Source organism: Clostridium sp. Marseille-QA1073 (genome assembly GCF_054863625.1).
This window is the reverse complement of record NZ_JBSVQM010000013.1, coordinates 36,885-56,580: the sequence shown is the minus strand read 5'-3', so window position 1 is coordinate 56,580 and position 19,696 is coordinate 36,885. Positions and strand designations below refer to the sequence as shown.

General features: G+C 31.4%; 14 protein-coding genes and 1 riboswitch. Of the genes, 13 read left to right on the top strand and 1 reads right to left on the bottom strand.

The window, feature by feature from the left end; translation table 11 throughout:
• Positions 1-113 precede the first annotated feature (113 nt).
• From ACY1IQ_RS12730 to ACY1IQ_RS12670, 13 genes are all read left to right on the top strand, one after another.
• Complete coding sequence (locus ACY1IQ_RS12730; RefSeq protein WP_461614283.1) at positions 114-2,039, top strand: hypothetical protein; 1,926 nt, start codon at positions 114-116, stop codon at positions 2,037-2,039.
• Positions 2,040-3,613: 1,574 nt separating this feature from the next.
• Entirely contained in the window at positions 3,614-3,802 is a 189-nt protein-coding gene (locus ACY1IQ_RS12725; RefSeq protein WP_461614282.1) for a hypothetical protein, read from the top strand.
• Positions 3,803-3,966: 164 nt separating this feature from the next.
• Positions 3,967-5,454, top strand: coding sequence for a cell wall-binding repeat-containing protein (locus ACY1IQ_RS12720; RefSeq protein WP_461614281.1), 1,488 nt, complete (start codon positions 3,967-3,969; stop codon positions 5,452-5,454).
• A 177-nt stretch (positions 5,455-5,631) separates the two neighbouring features.
• On the top strand, positions 5,632-6,150 hold the full coding sequence (locus ACY1IQ_RS12715; protein WP_461614280.1) for a hypothetical protein: 519 nt from the start codon (positions 5,632-5,634) through the stop codon (positions 6,148-6,150).
• Positions 6,151-6,997: 847 nt separating this feature from the next.
• Positions 6,998-7,176, top strand: a riboswitch (Lysine riboswitch).
• 115 nt (positions 7,177-7,291) lie between these two features.
• Positions 7,292-7,672, top strand: coding sequence for a 3-aminobutyryl-CoA ammonia lyase (gene kal, locus ACY1IQ_RS12710; protein ID WP_039632811.1), 381 nt, complete (start codon positions 7,292-7,294; stop codon positions 7,670-7,672).
• Positions 7,673-7,772: 100 nt separating this feature from the next.
• The gene (gene kce, locus ACY1IQ_RS12705; RefSeq protein ID WP_461614279.1) at positions 7,773-8,600 is read left to right on the top strand and encodes a 3-keto-5-aminohexanoate cleavage enzyme; all 828 of its coding nucleotides are present in this window, start codon (positions 7,773-7,775) and stop codon (positions 8,598-8,600) included.
• A 262-nt stretch (positions 8,601-8,862) separates the two neighbouring features.
• The gene (gene kdd / locus ACY1IQ_RS12700) at positions 8,863-9,906 is read left to right on the top strand and encodes an L-erythro-3,5-diaminohexanoate dehydrogenase (protein ID WP_461614278.1); all 1,044 of its coding nucleotides are present in this window, start codon (positions 8,863-8,865) and stop codon (positions 9,904-9,906) included.
• Between the two features lie 53 nt (positions 9,907-9,959).
• Positions 9,960-11,207 carry a lysine 2,3-aminomutase gene (gene kamA, locus ACY1IQ_RS12695; protein WP_461614277.1) on the top strand — a complete coding sequence of 416 codons (1,248 nt, stop codon included), beginning with the start codon at positions 9,960-9,962 and terminating at the stop codon, positions 11,205-11,207.
• Between the two features lie 8 nt (positions 11,208-11,215).
• Complete coding sequence (gene kamB / locus ACY1IQ_RS12690) at positions 11,216-12,241, top strand: lysine 5,6-aminomutase reactivase subunit KamB (RefSeq protein ID WP_461614276.1); 1,026 nt, start codon at positions 11,216-11,218, stop codon at positions 12,239-12,241.
• A gap of 1 nt (position 12,242) precedes the next feature.
• Positions 12,243-13,721 carry a lysine 5,6-aminomutase reactivase ATPase KamC gene (kamC, locus tag ACY1IQ_RS12685; RefSeq protein ID WP_461614275.1) on the top strand — a complete coding sequence of 493 codons (1,479 nt, stop codon included), beginning with the start codon at positions 12,243-12,245 and terminating at the stop codon, positions 13,719-13,721.
• On the top strand, positions 13,714-15,270 hold the full coding sequence (kamD, locus tag ACY1IQ_RS12680) for a lysine 5,6-aminomutase subunit alpha (protein WP_461614274.1): 1,557 nt from the start codon (positions 13,714-13,716) through the stop codon (positions 15,268-15,270). Before kamC ends, kamD begins: the two co-directional genes overlap by 8 nt.
• A complete protein-coding gene (gene kamE / locus ACY1IQ_RS12675; protein WP_461614273.1) occupies positions 15,270-16,058 on the top strand; it encodes a lysine 5,6-aminomutase subunit beta in 789 nt (262 codons plus the stop codon). Before kamD ends, kamE begins: the two co-directional genes overlap by 1 nt.
• 554 nt (positions 16,059-16,612) lie before the next feature.
• A complete protein-coding gene (locus ACY1IQ_RS12670; RefSeq protein ID WP_461614272.1) occupies positions 16,613-17,599 on the top strand; it encodes a M14 family zinc carboxypeptidase in 987 nt (328 codons plus the stop codon).
• A gap of 150 nt (positions 17,600-17,749) precedes the next feature.
• Here ACY1IQ_RS12670 and abc-f read toward each other — a convergent pair whose 3' ends face one another.
• Positions 17,750-19,663, bottom strand: a complete 1,914-nt coding sequence (abc-f, locus tag ACY1IQ_RS12665; RefSeq protein ID WP_461614271.1) for a ribosomal protection-like ABC-F family protein — start codon at positions 19,661-19,663, stop codon at positions 17,750-17,752.
• Positions 19,664-19,696: the final 33 nt, after the last annotated feature.

Here is a 19,696-nt window from a genome sequence, read left to right as displayed (position 1 = left end):
CAAAAAAATAATATAACTAAGAGAAAATGTCACATTTGGATATAAATTTACATAGTATATATAGAAAAACTGAGTGTTTTTGTCAATTAATGTAAAAGCAGGGGGACAATAATATGAGTAACTATGATAACAATATCCATAATATAAACGATTATAGTAACAATATACAAAATTTAGATAGTAAAACTAGAAAAAAATTAGAAAGGTTAGCTGAGTTGCTAACTAAGTATGAAAATCAAAGTAATAAAAATATAAAACATCATAATCCTTGTAAAGATCCTTGTAAAGATCCTTGTAAAGATCCTTGTAGAGATCATTGTAAGGAGCATTGTGAAGATCATTGTTGTGATGATATATGCTGCATTCCAGGACCACAGGGACCAGAAGGTCCTGCAGGACCACAAGGTCCAATGGGGCCACAAGGATGCCCAGGACCGAGAGGATGTAAAGGAGAAAGGGGTCCAACAGGCCCAACAGGTCCAACAGGCCCAACAGGACCAACAGGACCAACAGGCCCAACAGGCCCAAGAGGAGCAACAGGTCCAACAGGAGCGACAGGAGCAACAGGCCCAACAGGACCGACAGGAGCAACAGGTCCAAGAGGAGCAACAGGAGCAACAGGGGCAACAGGGGCAACAGGCCCAACAGGACCAACAGGACCAACAGGACCAACAGGCCCAACAGGTCCAACAGGTCCACAAGGCCCAACAGGAGCAACAGGTCCACAAGGCCCAACAGGACCACAGGGAGCAACAGGCCCAACAGGCCCAAGAGGTCCAATGGGTCCACAAGGAGCAACAGGACCAACAGGAGCAACAGGTCCAACAGGACCACAAGGGGCAGTAGGACCACAGGGACCACAAGGAATAATGGGACCACAAGGTGAAACAGGAGCACAAGGTCCAGTAGGACCACAAGGCCCAGCAGGAGCACAAGGAGTAACGGGGCCACAAGGACCAGGTGGACCAGCAGGACCACAGGGTACAACAGGACCACAAGGGGCACAAGGACCAATAGGAGCACAAGGGCCACAGGGAGTGACAGGACCACAGGGACCAGCAGGACCACAGGGAGCAACAGGACAACAAGGACCGGCAGGACCAATGGGACCACAAGGACCAGGTGGACCAACAGGACCACAAGGGCCAGCAGGACCAGCAGGAGCACAAGGAGCAACAGGACAACAAGGACCAGTAGGACCACAGGGATGTCCTGGGGTAGCAGGGCCAACAGGACCACAGGGACCAGCAGGACCAGCAGGACCGCAAGGGGCAACAGGACAACAAGGACCAGTAGGACCAATGGGACCACAAGGACCAGTAGGACCAACAGGACCACAGGGACCAGTAGGTGCGCGAGGAGCAACAGGTCCACAAGGTCCACAAGGACCAATAGGCCCACAAGGACCGCAAGGTGTAACAGGACCACAAGGATTACAAGGCCCAGCAGGCCCAGTAGGCCCAGTAGGACCACAAGGAGTAGCAGGACCAGCAGGACCAATGGGACCACAAGGACCACAGGGAGTAACAGGAGTACAAGGAGCAACAGGTCCACAAGGACCACAAGGTCCACAAGGAATACAAGGACCAGTAGGTCCAACAGGCCCAACAGGAGCAACAGGAGCAGCACCAACAGGAGCGTTTATTGCGGTAGTTGCTAATTTACCTTCAACTACTGAAAGTATTGGACCAAATAATAATATAGTATTTAATGAAGACTTAATAATTTCTCAAGGAATGGCAATATCATTGCCAGATTCAGTAATTACTATATTTGAACCAGGGACTTATTATGCAAGCTGGAATATTATAAATGTATCATCAAGTAGACCAGTAACTGGACTATATATAAATGGAATACTTGTTGGATCAACTGCTTCAAATCAAAATGGAGCTTCTGTTGCTGGAACTACAATATTCCAGATATCAGCACCAAGTGTAGTAGAATTAAAAAATATTAATATAGAAACGCTAATTATAGGAAACGTGGCTACAAATGCTTTTGCAGCAACTTTAACAATTCAGAAGATATTAAGTTAGCAAGGATAATAATTAAAGAAAGTAGTTTTAAACTACTTTCTTTTATATTAGCGCTATATTTTAAGGTTTAAAAAGTAACATTTATACATTTAAATCATAGTATATATAGAGGATATAGTTAAATATTAATTATTTTATTAATATAGTAAACTAAATTCTTAAAGAAATTGATTAGATTATTTAATGTGGAATGAGGAAGGTTTCAATAGTAATTGCAAATATATATAAATTTATTTTAGTTAATTATAGATAATAGGATATCTGAAATAAAATACACTAACAGATTAGTTGGTGATTTTTTAGATACCTGAGCTGAATAAATAACAGATTTGATATAGATGGAAGTATACCTATGTATAAAAATATACTAGTAGTAATTAAGATGAAATTATAATAAATAATATTATTAATAAATATGAAATACAAAAGAATAGATTAGTAGAATCAGTATAGAATGAGTAAAAATCATTGAGAAACTAAATTTAGGCATTTAAAATAACTAGTTCAAGATGCTATGGATATTTTGTGCTAGATAAGAAAACATAATGGTTCATGGTAGGTTAGGTTATGAGTAAATTATGTTGGCTTAGTATTATGCACAATAGGTTAGCATACTGACTAGCTATTTCTAAAGATTCCTTATATAGTTTTCTAAAGGTTCCTCCTAAAATAGGATTATATCATGATAACCCTTGGATTTATGTTATAAGACTATATACAGGTTCTAGAATTGAGATACAGCTAAATATCTCTTTGAGAGAAACTATTTCCTTAGAAATGTATTTTAAAGGTTAGAAAGGTTTCTTTATATAGTATCAGAGAATATAAATATTGCTTATGAAATGTTGATTTGTGGTACTGGTAAAGCTGATATTGTTGTCATAATTTAAAAAGCAAATAACTATAGTCTATAAAATAGTTATATAGACTATATTGATCCTTTTAAGGTATTGACTTTAGTCAATACCTTTTTCAATTAACAATTGTGGATATTTTTTAGTAGAAGCGGAAAAATTTAGAATTGATTTACTGTAGCGGCGAACAGTGTTCGCCATAAGATCCAAATCTATTCCCATTTAATGTTTAACTTTTAATCTTTGAGAAGTAGTTATTTATAAAATTAAGAGAAATATAGTAGGTTATTATAGCAATAGATTTTAAGAAAAATTTAATAATATTTTAATTAGAACTTAAAAGTAACGTTTTTTATATTTATATCATAGTATATAGCAAGTATAAAATAAATTTAAAATATAAAATTAAGTTATTTATGAGAAATATGTTTAAAGAAAGAAATTTTCTGTAGATAGTTATCATAACTAACTTTAAAGATATAATTCACTTATTGAATAATTGTATATAAAGCAGCTTCAAAATAACTAGTTAATATACTAGTTTATTTTATGCACACTTTATGGTTAGAATATGGTGATATTAATTTATCAGAACTGCAAACCTGTTTGATATAAGATATTCTATATATTTTAACTAGTTATTTAAGAAGTATAAAAAATTTAAAATAACAGGGGGAATAGTTATGTGTAATAGTTGTAAACATCATCACAAGTGCTGTTGTGAATGGCGTCCTTGCTGTGAATGTCATAAATGCCATAAATGCTGTGAGCCTTGCTGTAAATGCTGCAAGCGCTGCTGTTGTAAATGCTGCCATTGCTGCAAATGCTGCAGATAATATAAATTATAAGAAAATAAAAAGAGGTATTGTTGTAAACAATACCTTTTTAAAATTTATGGAAATTTATTAGTTTCCATAAGATAGATTAAAAGTTATAATATTATTCATATAAGATTAATAATAATCATAAAAAATTTAATAAAATAGGATAAAATTAAGGAAAAATAAAGGATTTTTTGTGTTTATGTAATATTATATAAATTGTAGAAGGTAAACTTAAAAGGAGATGATTAGATGGTTAACAATAGAAAAGTTAAGGTGTTAGTTGCTTTAACTATAGGGACATTAATATCCACTACTTTATTAAATGGAGTTAGTGTTTATGCTAATAATATTGAAGGAAAAGCTACTTCAGTAATTACTAATAGATTACCAGCAGACAATAAAGGAGATAGATATGATACAGCTATAGCCATTTCTAAAAATGGATGGGCTAATGGTTCAAATACGATAGTATTAGTTACTGGTGCAGATTATCCTGATGCCCTTAGTGCTACACCTTTAGCTAAGAAATATAATGCTCCAATACTTTTAACAAAAACCAATGAAGTTCCAATAAATGTTTTAGAAGAAATTAAGAGATTAAAGGCAAATAAAATAATAATCGTTGGGGGAAATGGTGTTATTACAGATAAAGTAGAAGAAGAATTGAAATCTGTAGTTAAAAACGTTGAAAGAGTTAAAGGTGAGGATAGATATGACACAGCAGTTAATGTGGCTAAGATATTAGGTGTTGAAAATGGCGTGGCAGTAGCTTATGGATTAAATTACTCAGATGCATTATCTATAGCACCATTAGCAGCAGGGCTTTCTATGCCTATACTTTTAACAAAAACCAATGAAATGGATGAAAAGGTTCAGGAACTTATTAAAGATAAAAATATTCCAGTGAGTTATATAGTTGGTGGAGAAGGAGTTATAAGTAACTCTGTTATGAATAAATTTAAAAATCCTAAGAGAATTTCAGGTGCTAACAGATATGAAACAAATGTTGAAATATTAAAATATTTTGCTTCTAAGCTGAATTATGACAAAACTTATGTAGCAACAGGAATGAATTATCCTGATGCATTAGCTGGAAGTGCACTAGCAGCACAAACAAATTCACCTTTGATACTAACTAATAATAATGTTATCGAAAAACCTACACTAGAACATGCTAAGCTTCAAATGTCTAAAGAAATATATGCTTTAGGAGGTTCAAGTATAGTTGGAGATAATGTGCTTCAACAACTGAAGACAGATATGGGATATGGTAATATCAGTCACATAGATACTCAAACTGTAGAGGCAAAACATAAGTCTACATTTGAATTGCCTAAAACTGTAGTTGCAACTTTAGAGGATGGTAGAAAAAAAGAGGTTACGGTTAAGTGGACAAACAGTATAGCAGATACTTCTGTAGTTGGAGTTAAGAGCTATGAAGGGTTAGCAATGGATAAGCCTGTTGTACTAAATGTTAAGGTAGTTCCATACTTAGAAAAGGTTAATGATTTAACTGCTGTAATAGGAAGAGGAGATAAATATACGTTCACTACTACGGTACAAGGAATCATGAGTGATGGGACAACAAAAGATTTTAAAGTAAATTGGGATAATACCGATATAAACTCAAATACTCTTGGAAACTATAATTTTACCGGAATAGTTGAAGGAGAAAATAAGCAAGTTAAATTGACAGTAACTGTAAAAGAAGTTTTTAAAGTTATAGATATAAGATAGTGTAGTTATAGGGTTCCACAATGGAAGTTTAACTTATACATGATTTTAATTTCCACAACAAAAATTCTTTTTTCATCCTTAATTTGTAAGGAGTTAAGTTGTTTTTATAGAAAATATACTCTGGAACTCTATAATTATTTATCGATGTATTAAGTTAATTTGCTTATAAATAGTAATATGATTAAGTTATTTGAAACCATTAAAACATTACCTAAAGATTCTGTATCTTTAATAGAAGATAGAAAATTAGTAAAAGGATTTACTTTAATAGTTATAAAGGATTGTATTTCTAATATTGAAGGGTATAGCGAGTACTCGACTATAGCGTTTAGGGGCGCCTTTGTAAGTAATAATAAAGTTAAATCTCTATATCTTTTAATTAAAATTAGAGGAAAATATAAAGATGGTTATTATTCAGTTTGGTTTAATTATAATGATGCATACTCACTAAAAATTATGATTAACTTAACAAAGCAAAAGAAACTTTTAATATTACTAGTAGATAATGATAATACAATACAAAAGACAATTACTTTAGAAAATACATTAAAAGACTTCTTTAAAGAATATCTAGATAGATGTTCAAGTATAAAATGCAGATGGACTAAAAGAAATTTTGAAATTTTTCTTAATTCTGTAAGAAAACAATATCCTGATAATGTACTAATGTGGGAAAAATTAGAATGGGACATATAGAAGACGTGACAAAGTCACGTCTTTATTTAATTGAGATTTAATAATTAAGAATGAAGAATTTATAGATAATTTTCCCTTATAAGAGAAGTTTTTAATTGATTTATTTTTAAAGTGACATAATCACTTTTATTAAGAACCTATTTTAAGAAATTAGTTTGTTAAAACTAATTTCCTCCGCATTGTCAATTGTTCATCATCAATTCTCAATTGATTAAAGATATGGAGATAGATTATTTAAAAAAAAACTAATGAAGCGCTTACTACTTTTTTCATTCACAATTGAGAATATTTTTATTATAAACTAAAAATTAAAAATTAGTTGATTGTCTTTGAAGTCATTTAATAACTTCATATAAAAACTAGTAATTCTACTGTAAATAAAAAAGTCTAAGAAATTAACTTGTAAGGATTAATTTTAAGCATAATTGTGAATTTTGCATTATTTTAAGTTGTGAGTTGTTTTAAAATTTCAATTGATTAACTATTATTTCATAAAGATCATATTTTGTCGAAAAAAAATATTTGTTAAAAGTTAAATGATTTAGTTGTATTTAGAAGAATATATGAATATAATATTAAAGGTGCGAATTATAAAAATATTATTTGGAAATATTTATGTAAATTAAAATTTTACAAAAAACTATAATAAACTACAACATGTCGAATATGCTGTAAAAATTCAATTTATATTGTCGAGAATATAAGAGAAATTTATGAATAATTTATTAAATGTTAAAGTAAAATAAAATTTTCAGAAAATATGATTGATTTTTTAAATTATAAATAATATAATATAATACATAGGGTGGACATAATATGTTCACAAATTATTAAAAATTAAATATTGTTCGTAAATAGAGGAGCGAGTGAATGGTAGTATATATATGCTAAGGAAAGGAACTTCCGATGATATATGCGAAGGATTTACACGCCGAAAGGGTATACTTGTTCTTAAGTATATTACTTGGGGATAGGAAGCAAATTTTCTATCACTGTCATAAGATATTATGATGAGCTATTTATGTGATGAGGATGAGAAATTTTCGTTACATCTATAGTCCATTATATAATTAGGATTGTTTAAGGTACTGAAAGTTTCAGTACCTTTTATTTTTAAAAAAATTAACAGGGGGTACTAAAAATGAAATCAGTAATAAGATTAAGAATGAGTGCACATGACGCACATTATGGTGGAAACTTAGTTGATGGAGCTAGAATGTTACAATTATTTGGTGACGTAGCAACAGAATTACTAATATTGAACGATGGAGACGAAGGACTTTTTAAAGCTTATGAAAACATCGAATTCATGGCACCAGTTTATGCAGGAGACTATATAGAAGCAGTTGGAGAAATAGTACACGTAGGAAATACTTCAAGAAAAATGACTTTTGAAGCTAGAAAAGTTATAGCTCCAAGACCAGATATAAATGATTCAGCTTGTGATGTATTAGAAGAACCAATAGTTGTTTGTAGAGCAACAGGAATCTGTGTTGTTCCAAAAGATAAAAAAAGAAAATAGTAAAAGACTAAAAATTCTTTGTAATTAAAAAAATGCAGGGAATATTGCAAAAGATTTGTTAAAAAAATAACAATATTATCCAATGTGGGAGGAAAAGAAAATGGAAAAATTAATTATTGCTGCAGCAATATGTGGTGCTGAAGTGACAAAAGAACACAACAAGAATGTTCCTTACACTGTTGAAGAAATTGGAATTGAAGCTGAAAAGGCTTACAAAGCTGGAGCTAGTATAATTCACTTACATGTAAGAGAAGATGATGGAACTCCAACTCAAGATAAAGAAAGATTCAGAGCTTGTATCGAAGAAATTAGAAGAAGATGTCCAGATGCTATAATTCAACCTTCAACTGGTGGAGCAGTAGGAATGACTAATGAAGAAAGACTTCAACCAGTAGATTTGCGTCCAGAAATGGCAACATTAGATTGCGGAACTTGTAACTTTGGTGGAGACGAAATATTTGTTAATACTGAAAACACAATAAAAGAGTTTGGACAAAAAATGATAGAGCTAGATGTTAAGCCAGAAATCGAAGTTTTCGATAAGGGAATGATAGATATGGCTATAAGACTACACAAAAAAGGATACATAAAAGCACCAATGCATTTTAATTTTGTTATGGGTGTAAACGGTGGCATAAGTGCTGAAATGAGAGATTTTGTATTCATGAAAGAAAGTATTCCAGCTGGAAGTACTTATGTAGTTGCAGGGATAGGAAGAAATGAATTCCCATTAGCTACAATGGCGATATTAGATGGTGGACATGTTAGAGTAGGTTTTGAAGATAATGTTTACGTATCAAAAGGTGTTATGGCTGAGTCTAATGCAGAACTAGTTGAGAAAGTTGTAAGAATTGCTAAAGAACTTGGAAGAGAAGTAGCTACTCCAGCTGAAGCAAGAGAAATACTAGGACTTAAACCACTTAAATAGTTTGACATTAAAATTAACATAAATGTTATCGTTTTAAAGTAATGTTGAATCTTTAATTATTGTAATTTTATCATCAATAATTAAGAGAAAAGAATTTTGTATGAATTTAGCGTGCAAATTTCAAGTTGTGCTAACTATCTTGATTGTAAATTAAATTAGATAATTTAAGCTTCAACATATTTAAAACGTAATCTTAAGAAAAATACTACTTTACAATTTAAATTTTAAAATTTAGAGGAACATAGGGAAGGAGAGCTAAATTATGAAAAAAGGATGTAAATATGGAACTCACAGAGTTATAGAACCAAAAGGTGTTTTACCACAACCAGCGCTTAAAATAGACAATGACATGGAGATTTACGATAATGAAATACTTATCGACGTACAAGCTTTAAACGTTGACTCTGCAAGCTTTACTCAAATAGAAGAAGAAGCAGGTCATGATATAGAAAAAGTTAAAGCTAAAATACTTGAAATTGTTGCAGAAAGAGGAAAAATGCAAAACCCTGTAACAGGATCAGGCGGAATGTTAATAGGAAGAATAGAAAAAATTGGTGAAGCTTTACAAGGAACAACAGATTTAAAAGTTGGAGATAAAATAGCTACATTAGTTTCATTATCTTTAACTCCATTAAAAATAGAAGAAATAGTAGATGTTAAACCAGATATCGACAGAGTTGAAATAAAAGGAAAAGCTATATTATTTGAAAGTGGAATATATGCAAAACTTCCAGAAGATATGGAAGAAACATTAGCATTAGCAGCATTAGACGTTTGTGGAGCACCAGCTCAAGTTGCTAAACTTTGTAAACCAGGCGAAGCTGTATTAATTTTAGGTGGAGCAGGAAAATCAGGAATGCTTTGCTGCTACGAAGCTGTTAAGAGAGTTGGACCAACTGGAAGAGTTATAGCATTAGTAAGAAACGAAGAAGAAGCTTCAAGATTAAGAAAATTAGACTTCGGACCAAGACTACACATCGTTATAGGAGATGCTACTAAACCAGTAGAAGTTATGAATCATGCACTTGAAAACAACGAAGGAAAAGAAGTTGACGTTGCAATAAACTGCGTAAACGTTCAAAATACAGAAATGTCAACAATATTACCAGTTAGAGATGAAGGAACAGTTTACTTCTTCTCAATGGCTACAGGATTTGCTAAAGCAGCACTAGGAGCTGAAGGTGTAGGTAAAGACGTAACTATGATGGTAGGTAATGGATACACTAAAGGACATGCTGAGATAACATTAGAAGAATTAAGAGAAAACGCAAACTTAAGAAAAATGTTTGAAGAGCTATACGTTTAATTTAAATTTCAATTTAAATAAATTTTATATTATTTAATGATGGAGGGAATATCATGATAAATAGAAGATATGAATTATTTAAAGATGTTAGCGACGCAGATTGGAATGACTGGAGATGGCAAGTAAGAAACAGAATAGAAACTGTTGAAGAACTAAAAAAATACATACCATTAACAAAAGAAGAAGAAGAAGGAGTAGCTCAATGTGTAAAAACATTAAGAATGGCAATTACTCCATATTATCTATCATTAATCGATCCTAACGATCCTAATGATCCAGTAAGAAAACAAGCTATTCCAACAGCATTAGAGCTTAAGAAAGCTAATGCAGATCTTGAAGATCCATTACATGAAGATACAGATTCACCAGTACCTGGATTAACTCACAGATATCCAGACAGAGTATTATTATTAATAACTGATATGTGCTCAATGTACTGCAGACACTGTACAAGAAGAAGATTTGCAGGACAAAGTGATGACTCTATGCCAATGGAAAGAATAGATAAAGCAATTGAGTACATCAGAAATACTCCTCAAGTTAGAGACGTATTATTATCAGGTGGAGACGCACTTTTAGTATCTGATGAAACATTAGAATACATCATAGCTAAATTAAGAGAAATACCACACGTTGAAATAGTAAGAATAGGTTCAAGAACTCCAGTTGTTCTTCCACAAAGAATTACTCCAGAGTTCGCAAATATGCTTAAAAAATATCATCCAGTATGGTTAAACACTCACTTTAACCATCCAAATGAAATAACTGAAGAATCAACTAGAGCTTGTCAATTACTTGCTGATGCAGGAGTACCTCTAGGAAACCAATCAGTTTTATTAAGAGGAGTTAACGATTGCGTACACGTAATGAAAGACTTAGTTAACCAATTAGTAAAAATAAGAGTAAGACCTTACTACATCTATCAATGTGACTTATCATTAGGACTTGAGCACTTCAGAACTCCAGTTTCTAAAGGTATCGAAATCATTGAAGGATTAAGAGGACATACTTCAGGATACTGCGTACCAACATTTGTTGTTGACGCTCCAGGCGGTGGTGGAAAAACTCCAGTTATGCCAAACTACGTTATTTCACAAAGCCATGATAAAGTAATATTAAGAAACTTTGAAGGTGTTATAACAACTTATTCAGAGCCAACAAACTATACTCCAGGATGTAACTGTGATGTTTGCACTGGTAAGAAAGAAGTTCATAAGGTTGGAGTTGCTGGATTATTAAACGGAGAAGGCATGGCTCTAGAACCAGTAGGATTAGAGAGAAATCAAAGACATAGCCACTAATATTAACTATGAACAATATTTTAGATCTTATAAAAGACTATGATAGTGTTTCCATCATAGGAATGAATAAAAATGTAGGAAAAACTACTACATTAAATCATATATTGAAGGAGGCAAGGGGCAATAGGCTCCTTGGCCTGACTTCAATAGGTCGTGATGGAGAAGAGTTAGATAGGGTTACAGCAACGGAAAAACCAAAAATATATATAGAAAAAGACACAATAATAGCAACAGCTAAACAATGTTTATTCAATAGCGATATAACAAAAGAGATTCTTAAGACCACAGGAATACATACTCCTATGGGAGAAATTGTTATTTGTAGGGCTTTAAGTGATGGTTATGTAGATTTAGGAGGACCTTCTGTAAACTCTTATATGACTGAAATTCGTGATGAACTTTTAAGCTTAAACTGTGATCTTGTAATTGTTGATGGCGCACTAAGTAGAAAGACTTTTGCATCTCCCGCAACTACAAAAGCCACTATTCTATCAACAGGTGCAGCATTATCAAGAAGCATGAGAAAAGTAGTTGAAGAAACAGTTCACACTGTAAAACTGTTAAGCTTACCCCATGAGCAAAATCAGGAAATTTTACAAATGTGTGAGAATATAAATAAAAGTACACGAATTGGTATTATAAGTAATGAAAAAACTTTTAAAGGCTTAGAAGTAAAAACTTCCTTAGAGGCGTCAAAGGAAATAGTAGAAGCCTTAGATGAAAATACCTCCTATGTGGTAGTTAAAGGCGTAGTATCTGATAGTTTAATTGAGGATATTATGAAATCCACAAATCTTTATAAAAATATAACCTTCCTTGCAGAAGATGGAACAAAGGTTTTCTTATCAAAGGATACTCTTTATAAGTTCCAAAAGCAGGGGGGAATTCTTAAGGTTATAAACCCTATAAATGTATTATGTGTTACCACAAATCCTAAATCTCCTTATGGGTATGAGTTTGATAAAGTTAAGTTTATAGAAGAACTTAAAAAAGAACTTGATATACCAGTTTTTGATGTGGTTGGAGGGTTATAAAATGAAGTTTTTAGATGATGAGCAAAGAAGGCAAATAGGGTTTAGTTTTCTCATGGAAGAGTTAGATATAACTACTTTCTATGGCGCAGAGGAAAAGAAAAAGATTAAACCTTTTAAAGTACAGGAAAAAGCTCTTTTAATAGATGAATTTGATAATTTAGAAAAAGTTATAAATTCAATGAAAGAAAATGAAGATGCCTTTAAAGATATAGGAAGAATATTTTGTAAATTTAAAGACATTAGGAATTCCATAAAGAGAGCTATGGAAATGGAAGCCTTAGATGAGGTTGAGCTTTATGAGATAAAATATTTTTCAATGCTTATAGAAGAGCTTAAGACTATAGTAGATAAGATAAAACTTGATATTAAAGAAATAGAGTTTTTCTACCTTACAGAAGTTTTAGATCTTTTAGATCCAGAGAAGAAAAGAATACCAACCTTCCATGTGTATGATAAGTATTCTCAAGAGCTTAAAGCAATAAGAGAAAAGAAAAAAGCAGTAGAAAAAAAGATATACATTTCAGATGATGAAGATGAAATATCAAAGTTAAAACAACAACGTTTAGAAATTGTTATTTTAGAAGAAGCTGAAGAACTTAAGATAAGACAAGGCTTAAGTGAAGAAATATCTAAGTTTGGGCCAAAAATAAATAAAAATTTAAAATCCATAGGAAAGTTAGATCTTATCATTGCAAAAGGCAGGCTAGCATTGAAGCATAACGCAGTCAGACCTACGATAAGTGATAATATGAAAATTGAATTAGACAATGCCTTTAACCCTGAAATTAAAAGTATTCTAAGTAAAAAAACTAAAAAGTTCACACCTGTTAGTGTTAAGCTTAAAAATGGTACAACAGTAATTACTGGTGCCAATATGGGTGGAAAGAGTGTAACTCTTAAAACTATAGTATTAAATTTATTTTTAGGACAAATGGGCTTTTTTGTATTTGCTGAGAAAGCAACATTTCCTGTATTAGATTTTATACACTTTATATCAGATGATATGCAATCTATATCAAAAGGACTTAGTACTTTTGGAGCTGAGATTATTAAGCTTAAAGAAGTTGTTGAATGTGCTAAAAGGGCAGATGGTTTTATAGCATTAGATGAATTTGCTAGAGGAACTAATCCTAAAGAAGGATTTTATTTAGTAAAATCATTAGCAACTTATTTATCTAAATTTAACAGCGTAAGTTTAATATCTACTCATTATGATGGTGTAGTAGATGATACTATGGATCATTATCAGGTAATTGGGCTTAAAAATATGGATTTTGATAAATTAAAATATAAAATAGATTTAAATAAGACTCATTCTGTAGAGATAATTCAAGAACATATGGAATATAAGCTAGAGAAAGTTTCTAAAGAAAACAAGGTGCCAAAAGATGCACTAAATATCGCTATGTTATTAGGACTTGAAAGTGACATAGTGGATATAGCAAAAACTTATTATAACGAGGAGGATGGCAATGAATAGTAAGATAAATTTAGACTGGAATTTAGTAGATAAGGCTAGACAGTCAGCAAAAAATATCGCTAAGGACACTCAAGAATTTATAGATAGACATACTACAGTAGCAGTTGAAAGAACTGTATGTAGATTATTAGGAATAGACAACGTAGATGAGTTTGGAGTACCACTACCAAACGTTGTAGTTGACAACATTAAAAATGGAAATGGATTATCAATGGGTGCTTCTAAATTCATAGGAAACGCTATGATAGAAACAGGATTAACTGCACAAGAAGTAGCTGAAAAAGTTGCTAAAGGAGAATTAGATTTAACTAAAATTCCAATGCACGATGACTTTGAAATTAAAATGGTAATTGATAAAGTTGCTAAAGAAACTGTTGAAAGAATAAGAACAAATAGAGGAAAAAGAGAAAGCTATTTAGAAAAATTCGGCGATAAGAGCGGTCCATATCTATATGTTATAGTTGCAACAGGTAACATTTATGAAGATATAGTTCAAGCTAAAGCTGCTGCTAAACAAGGTGCTGACATTATAGCAGTTATAAGAACAACAGGACAAAGTCTTCTTGACTATGTACCATATGGAGAAACAACAGAAGGTTTCGGAGGAACTTTTGCAACTCAAGAAAACTTCAGACTTATGAGAGCTGCTCTTGATGAAGTAGGAGAAGAATTAGGAAGATACATAAGATTATGTAACTATTGCTCAGGACTTTGTATGCCAGAGATTGCTGCAATGGGAGCATTAGAAAGACTAGACGTAATGCTTAATGACGCATTATATGGAATATTATTCAGAGATATCAACATGCAAAGAACACTTGTTGACCAATATTTCTCAAGAATAATCAACGGATTTGCTGGAGTTATCATCAATACAGGAGAAGATAACTACTTAACAACAGCAGATGCTGTTGAGGAAGCACATACAGTTCTAGCTTCCCAATTTATCAATGAGCAATTTGCATTAACTGCTGGTCTTCCAGAAGAGCAAATGGGACTTGGACATGCATTTGAAATTAACCCAAATGTAGAAAATGGATTCTTATATGAGCTTGCACAAGCACAAATGGCAAGAGAAATATTCCCTAAAGCACCACTTAAATATATGCCACCAACTAAGTTTAAAACTGGTAATGTATTTAAAGGACATGTTCAAGACGCATTATTCAACATGGTAACAATAATGACAGGACAAAAACTTCATTTATTAGGAATGTTAACAGAAGCTATACACACTCCATTTATGAGTGATAGAGCGCTATCAATAGAAAACGCTCAATACATCTTCAGCACAATGAAAGACCTTGGAGATGAAATTACTTATAAAAAAGGCGGAATAATGGAAACAAGAGTAGACGAAGTTTTAGGAAAAGCTACAGATCTAATACAAGACATAGAAAAAGAAGGTTTATTTAAGACATTAGAACAAGGTAAATTTGGTGGAATCAAAAGACCATTTGACGGTGGAAAAGGCCTTGCTGGTGTTGTACAGAAAGAAGAAGGTTACTTCAACCCATTTATAGATTTAATGTTAGGAGGTAACAAATAATGAGTGGCGGATTATATTCAACAGACAATAAAGATTTCGATAAAAATTTAGATTTAACTAAACTTAAGCCTTATGGAGATACTATGAACGATGGTAAAGTTCAAGTGAGCTTTACTCTTCCAGTAGAAGATAATGAAAGAGGAGTAGAAGCAGCAGTACAACTTGCAAAGGCTATGGGAATTAAAGAGCCTAACGTTGCACATCATGAAGCATTAGATAAAGAATTTACTTTCTATGTTGTTTATGGTTCTTTAACTCACACTGTAAACTATGAAGAAATTCATGTTCAAACAGTAGAAGTTGATACAATGGATATGCAAGAAGTTGGTGAATACATTAAAGAGAACATTAAAAGAGAAGTAGTTATCATAGGTGCAAGTACAGGAACAGATGCTCATACAGTTGGTATAGATGCTATCATGAACATGAAAGGTTTTGCAGGACATTATGGTCTTGAAAGATACCCTATGATAGAAGCTTACAACTTAGGAAGCCAAGTTGAGAACGAAGAGTTCATTAAAAAGGCTATAGAACTTAAAGCAGACGTTTTACTAGTATCTCAAACAGTAACTCAAAAAGATGTTCATATTCAAAACTTAACTAACCTTGTTGAGCTTTTAGAAGCTGAAGGAATAAGAGATAAAGTTGTATTAATAGCTGGAGGTCCAAGAATAACTCACGAGCTTGCTAAAGAGCTTGGTTACGATGCTGGATTTGGACCAGGAAAATACGCAGATGATGTTGCTTCATTTGCAGTAACAGAAATAGTTGCAAGAAATTTAGCATAATATAAAAAAAGAAGTGCCAAGCACTTCTTTTTTTATTGATTTTTACTAGCCATGTATTGCTAGTTTTTTATTAGAGAGGAACAGCTTAATCAATGGAGAATTGAAAATGGAAGATTGACAATTATGGCTGAAATTAATTTTACAAATTAATTTCTTTAGAAGTTATTATGTAGCTTTAAAATAAATCAGTTAAATGCTTTTTCTGTAAAGGAAAAGTTTCCATAAATTCTTTATTTTTCGTTATTAATTATTAAGAGAAGTCATTGTATAACTTTGTGAATTTAAATACAAAAAAACAGATAATTATACAATTTTTATTAAGACATATTCATAGTAGCAAGACTACCTGAATTTCCTTATTTTAGATTAATTTCGATATTATTTACACATTAAATTTAAAAATAAAATAAATGATTAAAATCAGTGAACTTAATATATATTTAAGACTATAATAGAGTGTCAAGAGAAATCATATTGTAAATAAATTGTTAATACTATATTATTAAGATATGATTCAAAATATTTAAAATATACAGAGCAAATGGGTGATAAAATTGGTTTTTTGTAATAATTTTAACAATATATACGATGAATTGCTTCTGTTCTTAGGAAAAACTCCTAAGTTAAGTAAAAATAACGAAGATATAGTTAAAACGGATAAAAATTATGATTATAATCAAATGGAAAATGATATTAAGGAATTAGCTAAAAGATATAGCTTCATAGAGGTTAATACTGCTGGAAAGAGTTTGCTTGGAAAAGAACTCTATTATTTGAAAATTGGGAATGGCAGAAAAAAAGTATTTTATAACGGTAGCCATCATGGAGACGATTGGATTACTTCACTACTTTTATTAAAATTTATTGAGAGCTTTTCATATGCTTATTCAGAGAATAAACGTATTGGGGCATATAATATCAATAAAATCTTTAATACCTGCACAATATATATACTTCCTATGATAAACCCTGATGGAGTAGATTTAGTAATTAATGGGCTTAAAGAAGAGCATCCATATTATGAACAGTTAATAAAATATAATAATGGAAGCTTAGATTTTTCAGGGTGGAGTAGCAATGCTAGAGGAGTAGATATAAATAGAAATTACGATGGAAATTGGCATAAATGGAAAGCTAGTGAGGCAAGAGAAGGAGTTTTTGGACCTAAATTTAGATGGTATAGTGGAGAATTTCCAGAAAGTGAACCGGAAACTAAGGCAGTAGTAAACTTAATCTTGCAAGAAGATTTTGATATAGTAATTTCTTATCATTGTAATGGAAAGCAAATATACTACGGACACGATGATTATAATTATCAATATAAGCATATAGCAGTTAAAATGTCTAGATTATCAGGATATAAACTAATTGATAAAGAAGTAAATTATGAATATGCTTCATTAAAATATTGGTTTATAAAAGAATTTAATAAGCCTAGTTTTAGAATTAAAGTAGGAAAATCTAATGATATATTAAGTTTTGAAGAGGCGTATAAAGAAAATATAAGAGTATTATTTCATATACCACTATTAATCAATTAAGAATTAAAAATTTATAATTAACAATTATTGAAACTTCTCCTTTACGGGAGAAGTTTTAAATTTATTAAAGAAATTAATCTCTGCTATAAGTTCTTCATTTTTAACTCTTAATTCTGAATTATATAAAAAACCGTGAATACTCACGGTTTTTTATATATGGTTTTCCCATTCCTCATATAGTGATTCTAATTCTGTTTCAATATCGCTAATTTCTTTATTTACCCTTTGACTTTCTTCAGGATTTGAATAAATTTCTTCAATACACAGCTGATTTTGTAGCTTTGCAAGTTCATTCTCAAGGGTTGAAATTTTATCCTCAATAGATTTTATATAATTTTTCTTTTCTCTTTCTAATTTTTCCTGCTCTTTTTTCTTTTTTTTATCCAGCTTCATTTGGGTTTTAGTAACGCCATCATATTCTTCTTCTACTTCAAATCTTAGAGGATTTTTCTTTTTGTCAACATAGTAGGAGTAGTTTCCTAAATATTCTTTAATTCCATCTTCCTTAAGTTCGAAAATTTTGTTTATAACTTTATTTAAAAAATATCTATCGTGGGATATAACTAAAACTGTACCATCATAGCTAAGTATTGCATCCTCTAAAGCTTCTCTTGAAACTATATCTAAATGGTTAGTAGGTTCATCTAGAAGTAAGAAATTACACTTGGAAAGCATTAATTTTAAAAGGTTAATTCTACACTTTTCACCACCACTTAAAGTTTTAATTTTTTTAAATACATCATCACCTGTAAATAAGAATGCTGCTAATGCATTTCTTATTTCTGTAGTGGTCATCTTAGGGAAGTCATCCCATATTTCATCTAAAATAGTTTTATCTTCATTTAAATTGGACTGCTCTTGGTCGTAATAACCGAGATGGACGTTTTTACCCAGAACTTTAATACCGCTATCTGAAGGTAATTTATCCATAATTATTTTAAATAATGTAGTTTTACCTCTACCATTTTCACCTATAATTGCTATTTTAGATTCTCTCTTAATATCCATATTAACATTAGTGAAAAGTGTTTTTTCTCCAAAAGATTTACTTAAGTTTTCTACGTATAGAACATCATTACCACTTTTGATTTCTGTTTCAAATTCGATTCTAGAAGCCTTTTTTTCTTTAATAGGGGCATCTATCCTCTCAATCCTATCCAAGGCTTTCTGACGGCTTTCAGCAGCCCTTATGCTTTTTTCTCTATTAAAGGATTTATATCTAGCTATTATATCTTCTTGCCGTTTAATCTCTGCTTGTTGTAGAGAAAATGCTTTTAATGCTATTTCATAATTTTTCTTCTTTAAATCTATAAAAGTAGTATAATTACCGTTATAAATTTCAACTATTCCACCAATAAGTTCTAAAGTTTTAGTGGTTACAGCATCTAAGAAAAATCTGTCGTGTGAGATTATTACAATGCTGCCCTTATAAGATTTTAAATATTCTTCAAGCCATTCAATAGCGTCTAAATCTAAATGGTTAGTTGGCTCATCCAAAAGTAGAATATCAGGTTTTGTAAGTAGTAGTTTACAAAGGGCTACTCTAGTTTTCTGTCCACCACTTAAAATATTAATACATTTATCAAAATCCTCTTCATTAAAGCCTAATCCTTTTAGAACTCTACTAATTTCTCCTTTGTAGGTGTAACCACCATTGTTAGTATAAAGTTCTGTTAGTGTGGTATAATCTTTTATTATTTTGTTATGATACTCTTCTTTAGAAGCGTCATAAGGTTCATTCATCTTTTCTTCTAAAATTTTTAGTTTCTTTTCCATATTCAATAAATTTTCAAAAACCATTAAAAGTTCATCATATATAGTGTTATCTGATTCTAGAGCAAGGCTTTGAGACAAATAACCTAACTTTTTACTTTTATCTATGAAAAGCTCCCCGCTATCATATTCCATTTGTGAGGTTAATATTTTAAAAAGAGTAGATTTACCTGCACCATTAGCACCTATAAGACCTACTTTTTCTCCATCGTTAATATTAAAACTTATATTTTTTAAAATCACATCTATCCCAAAGCTTTTATGTATATTATTACAGCTTAAAACTATCATAATTTTCACCATCCTCGCTATATTATTGTACTA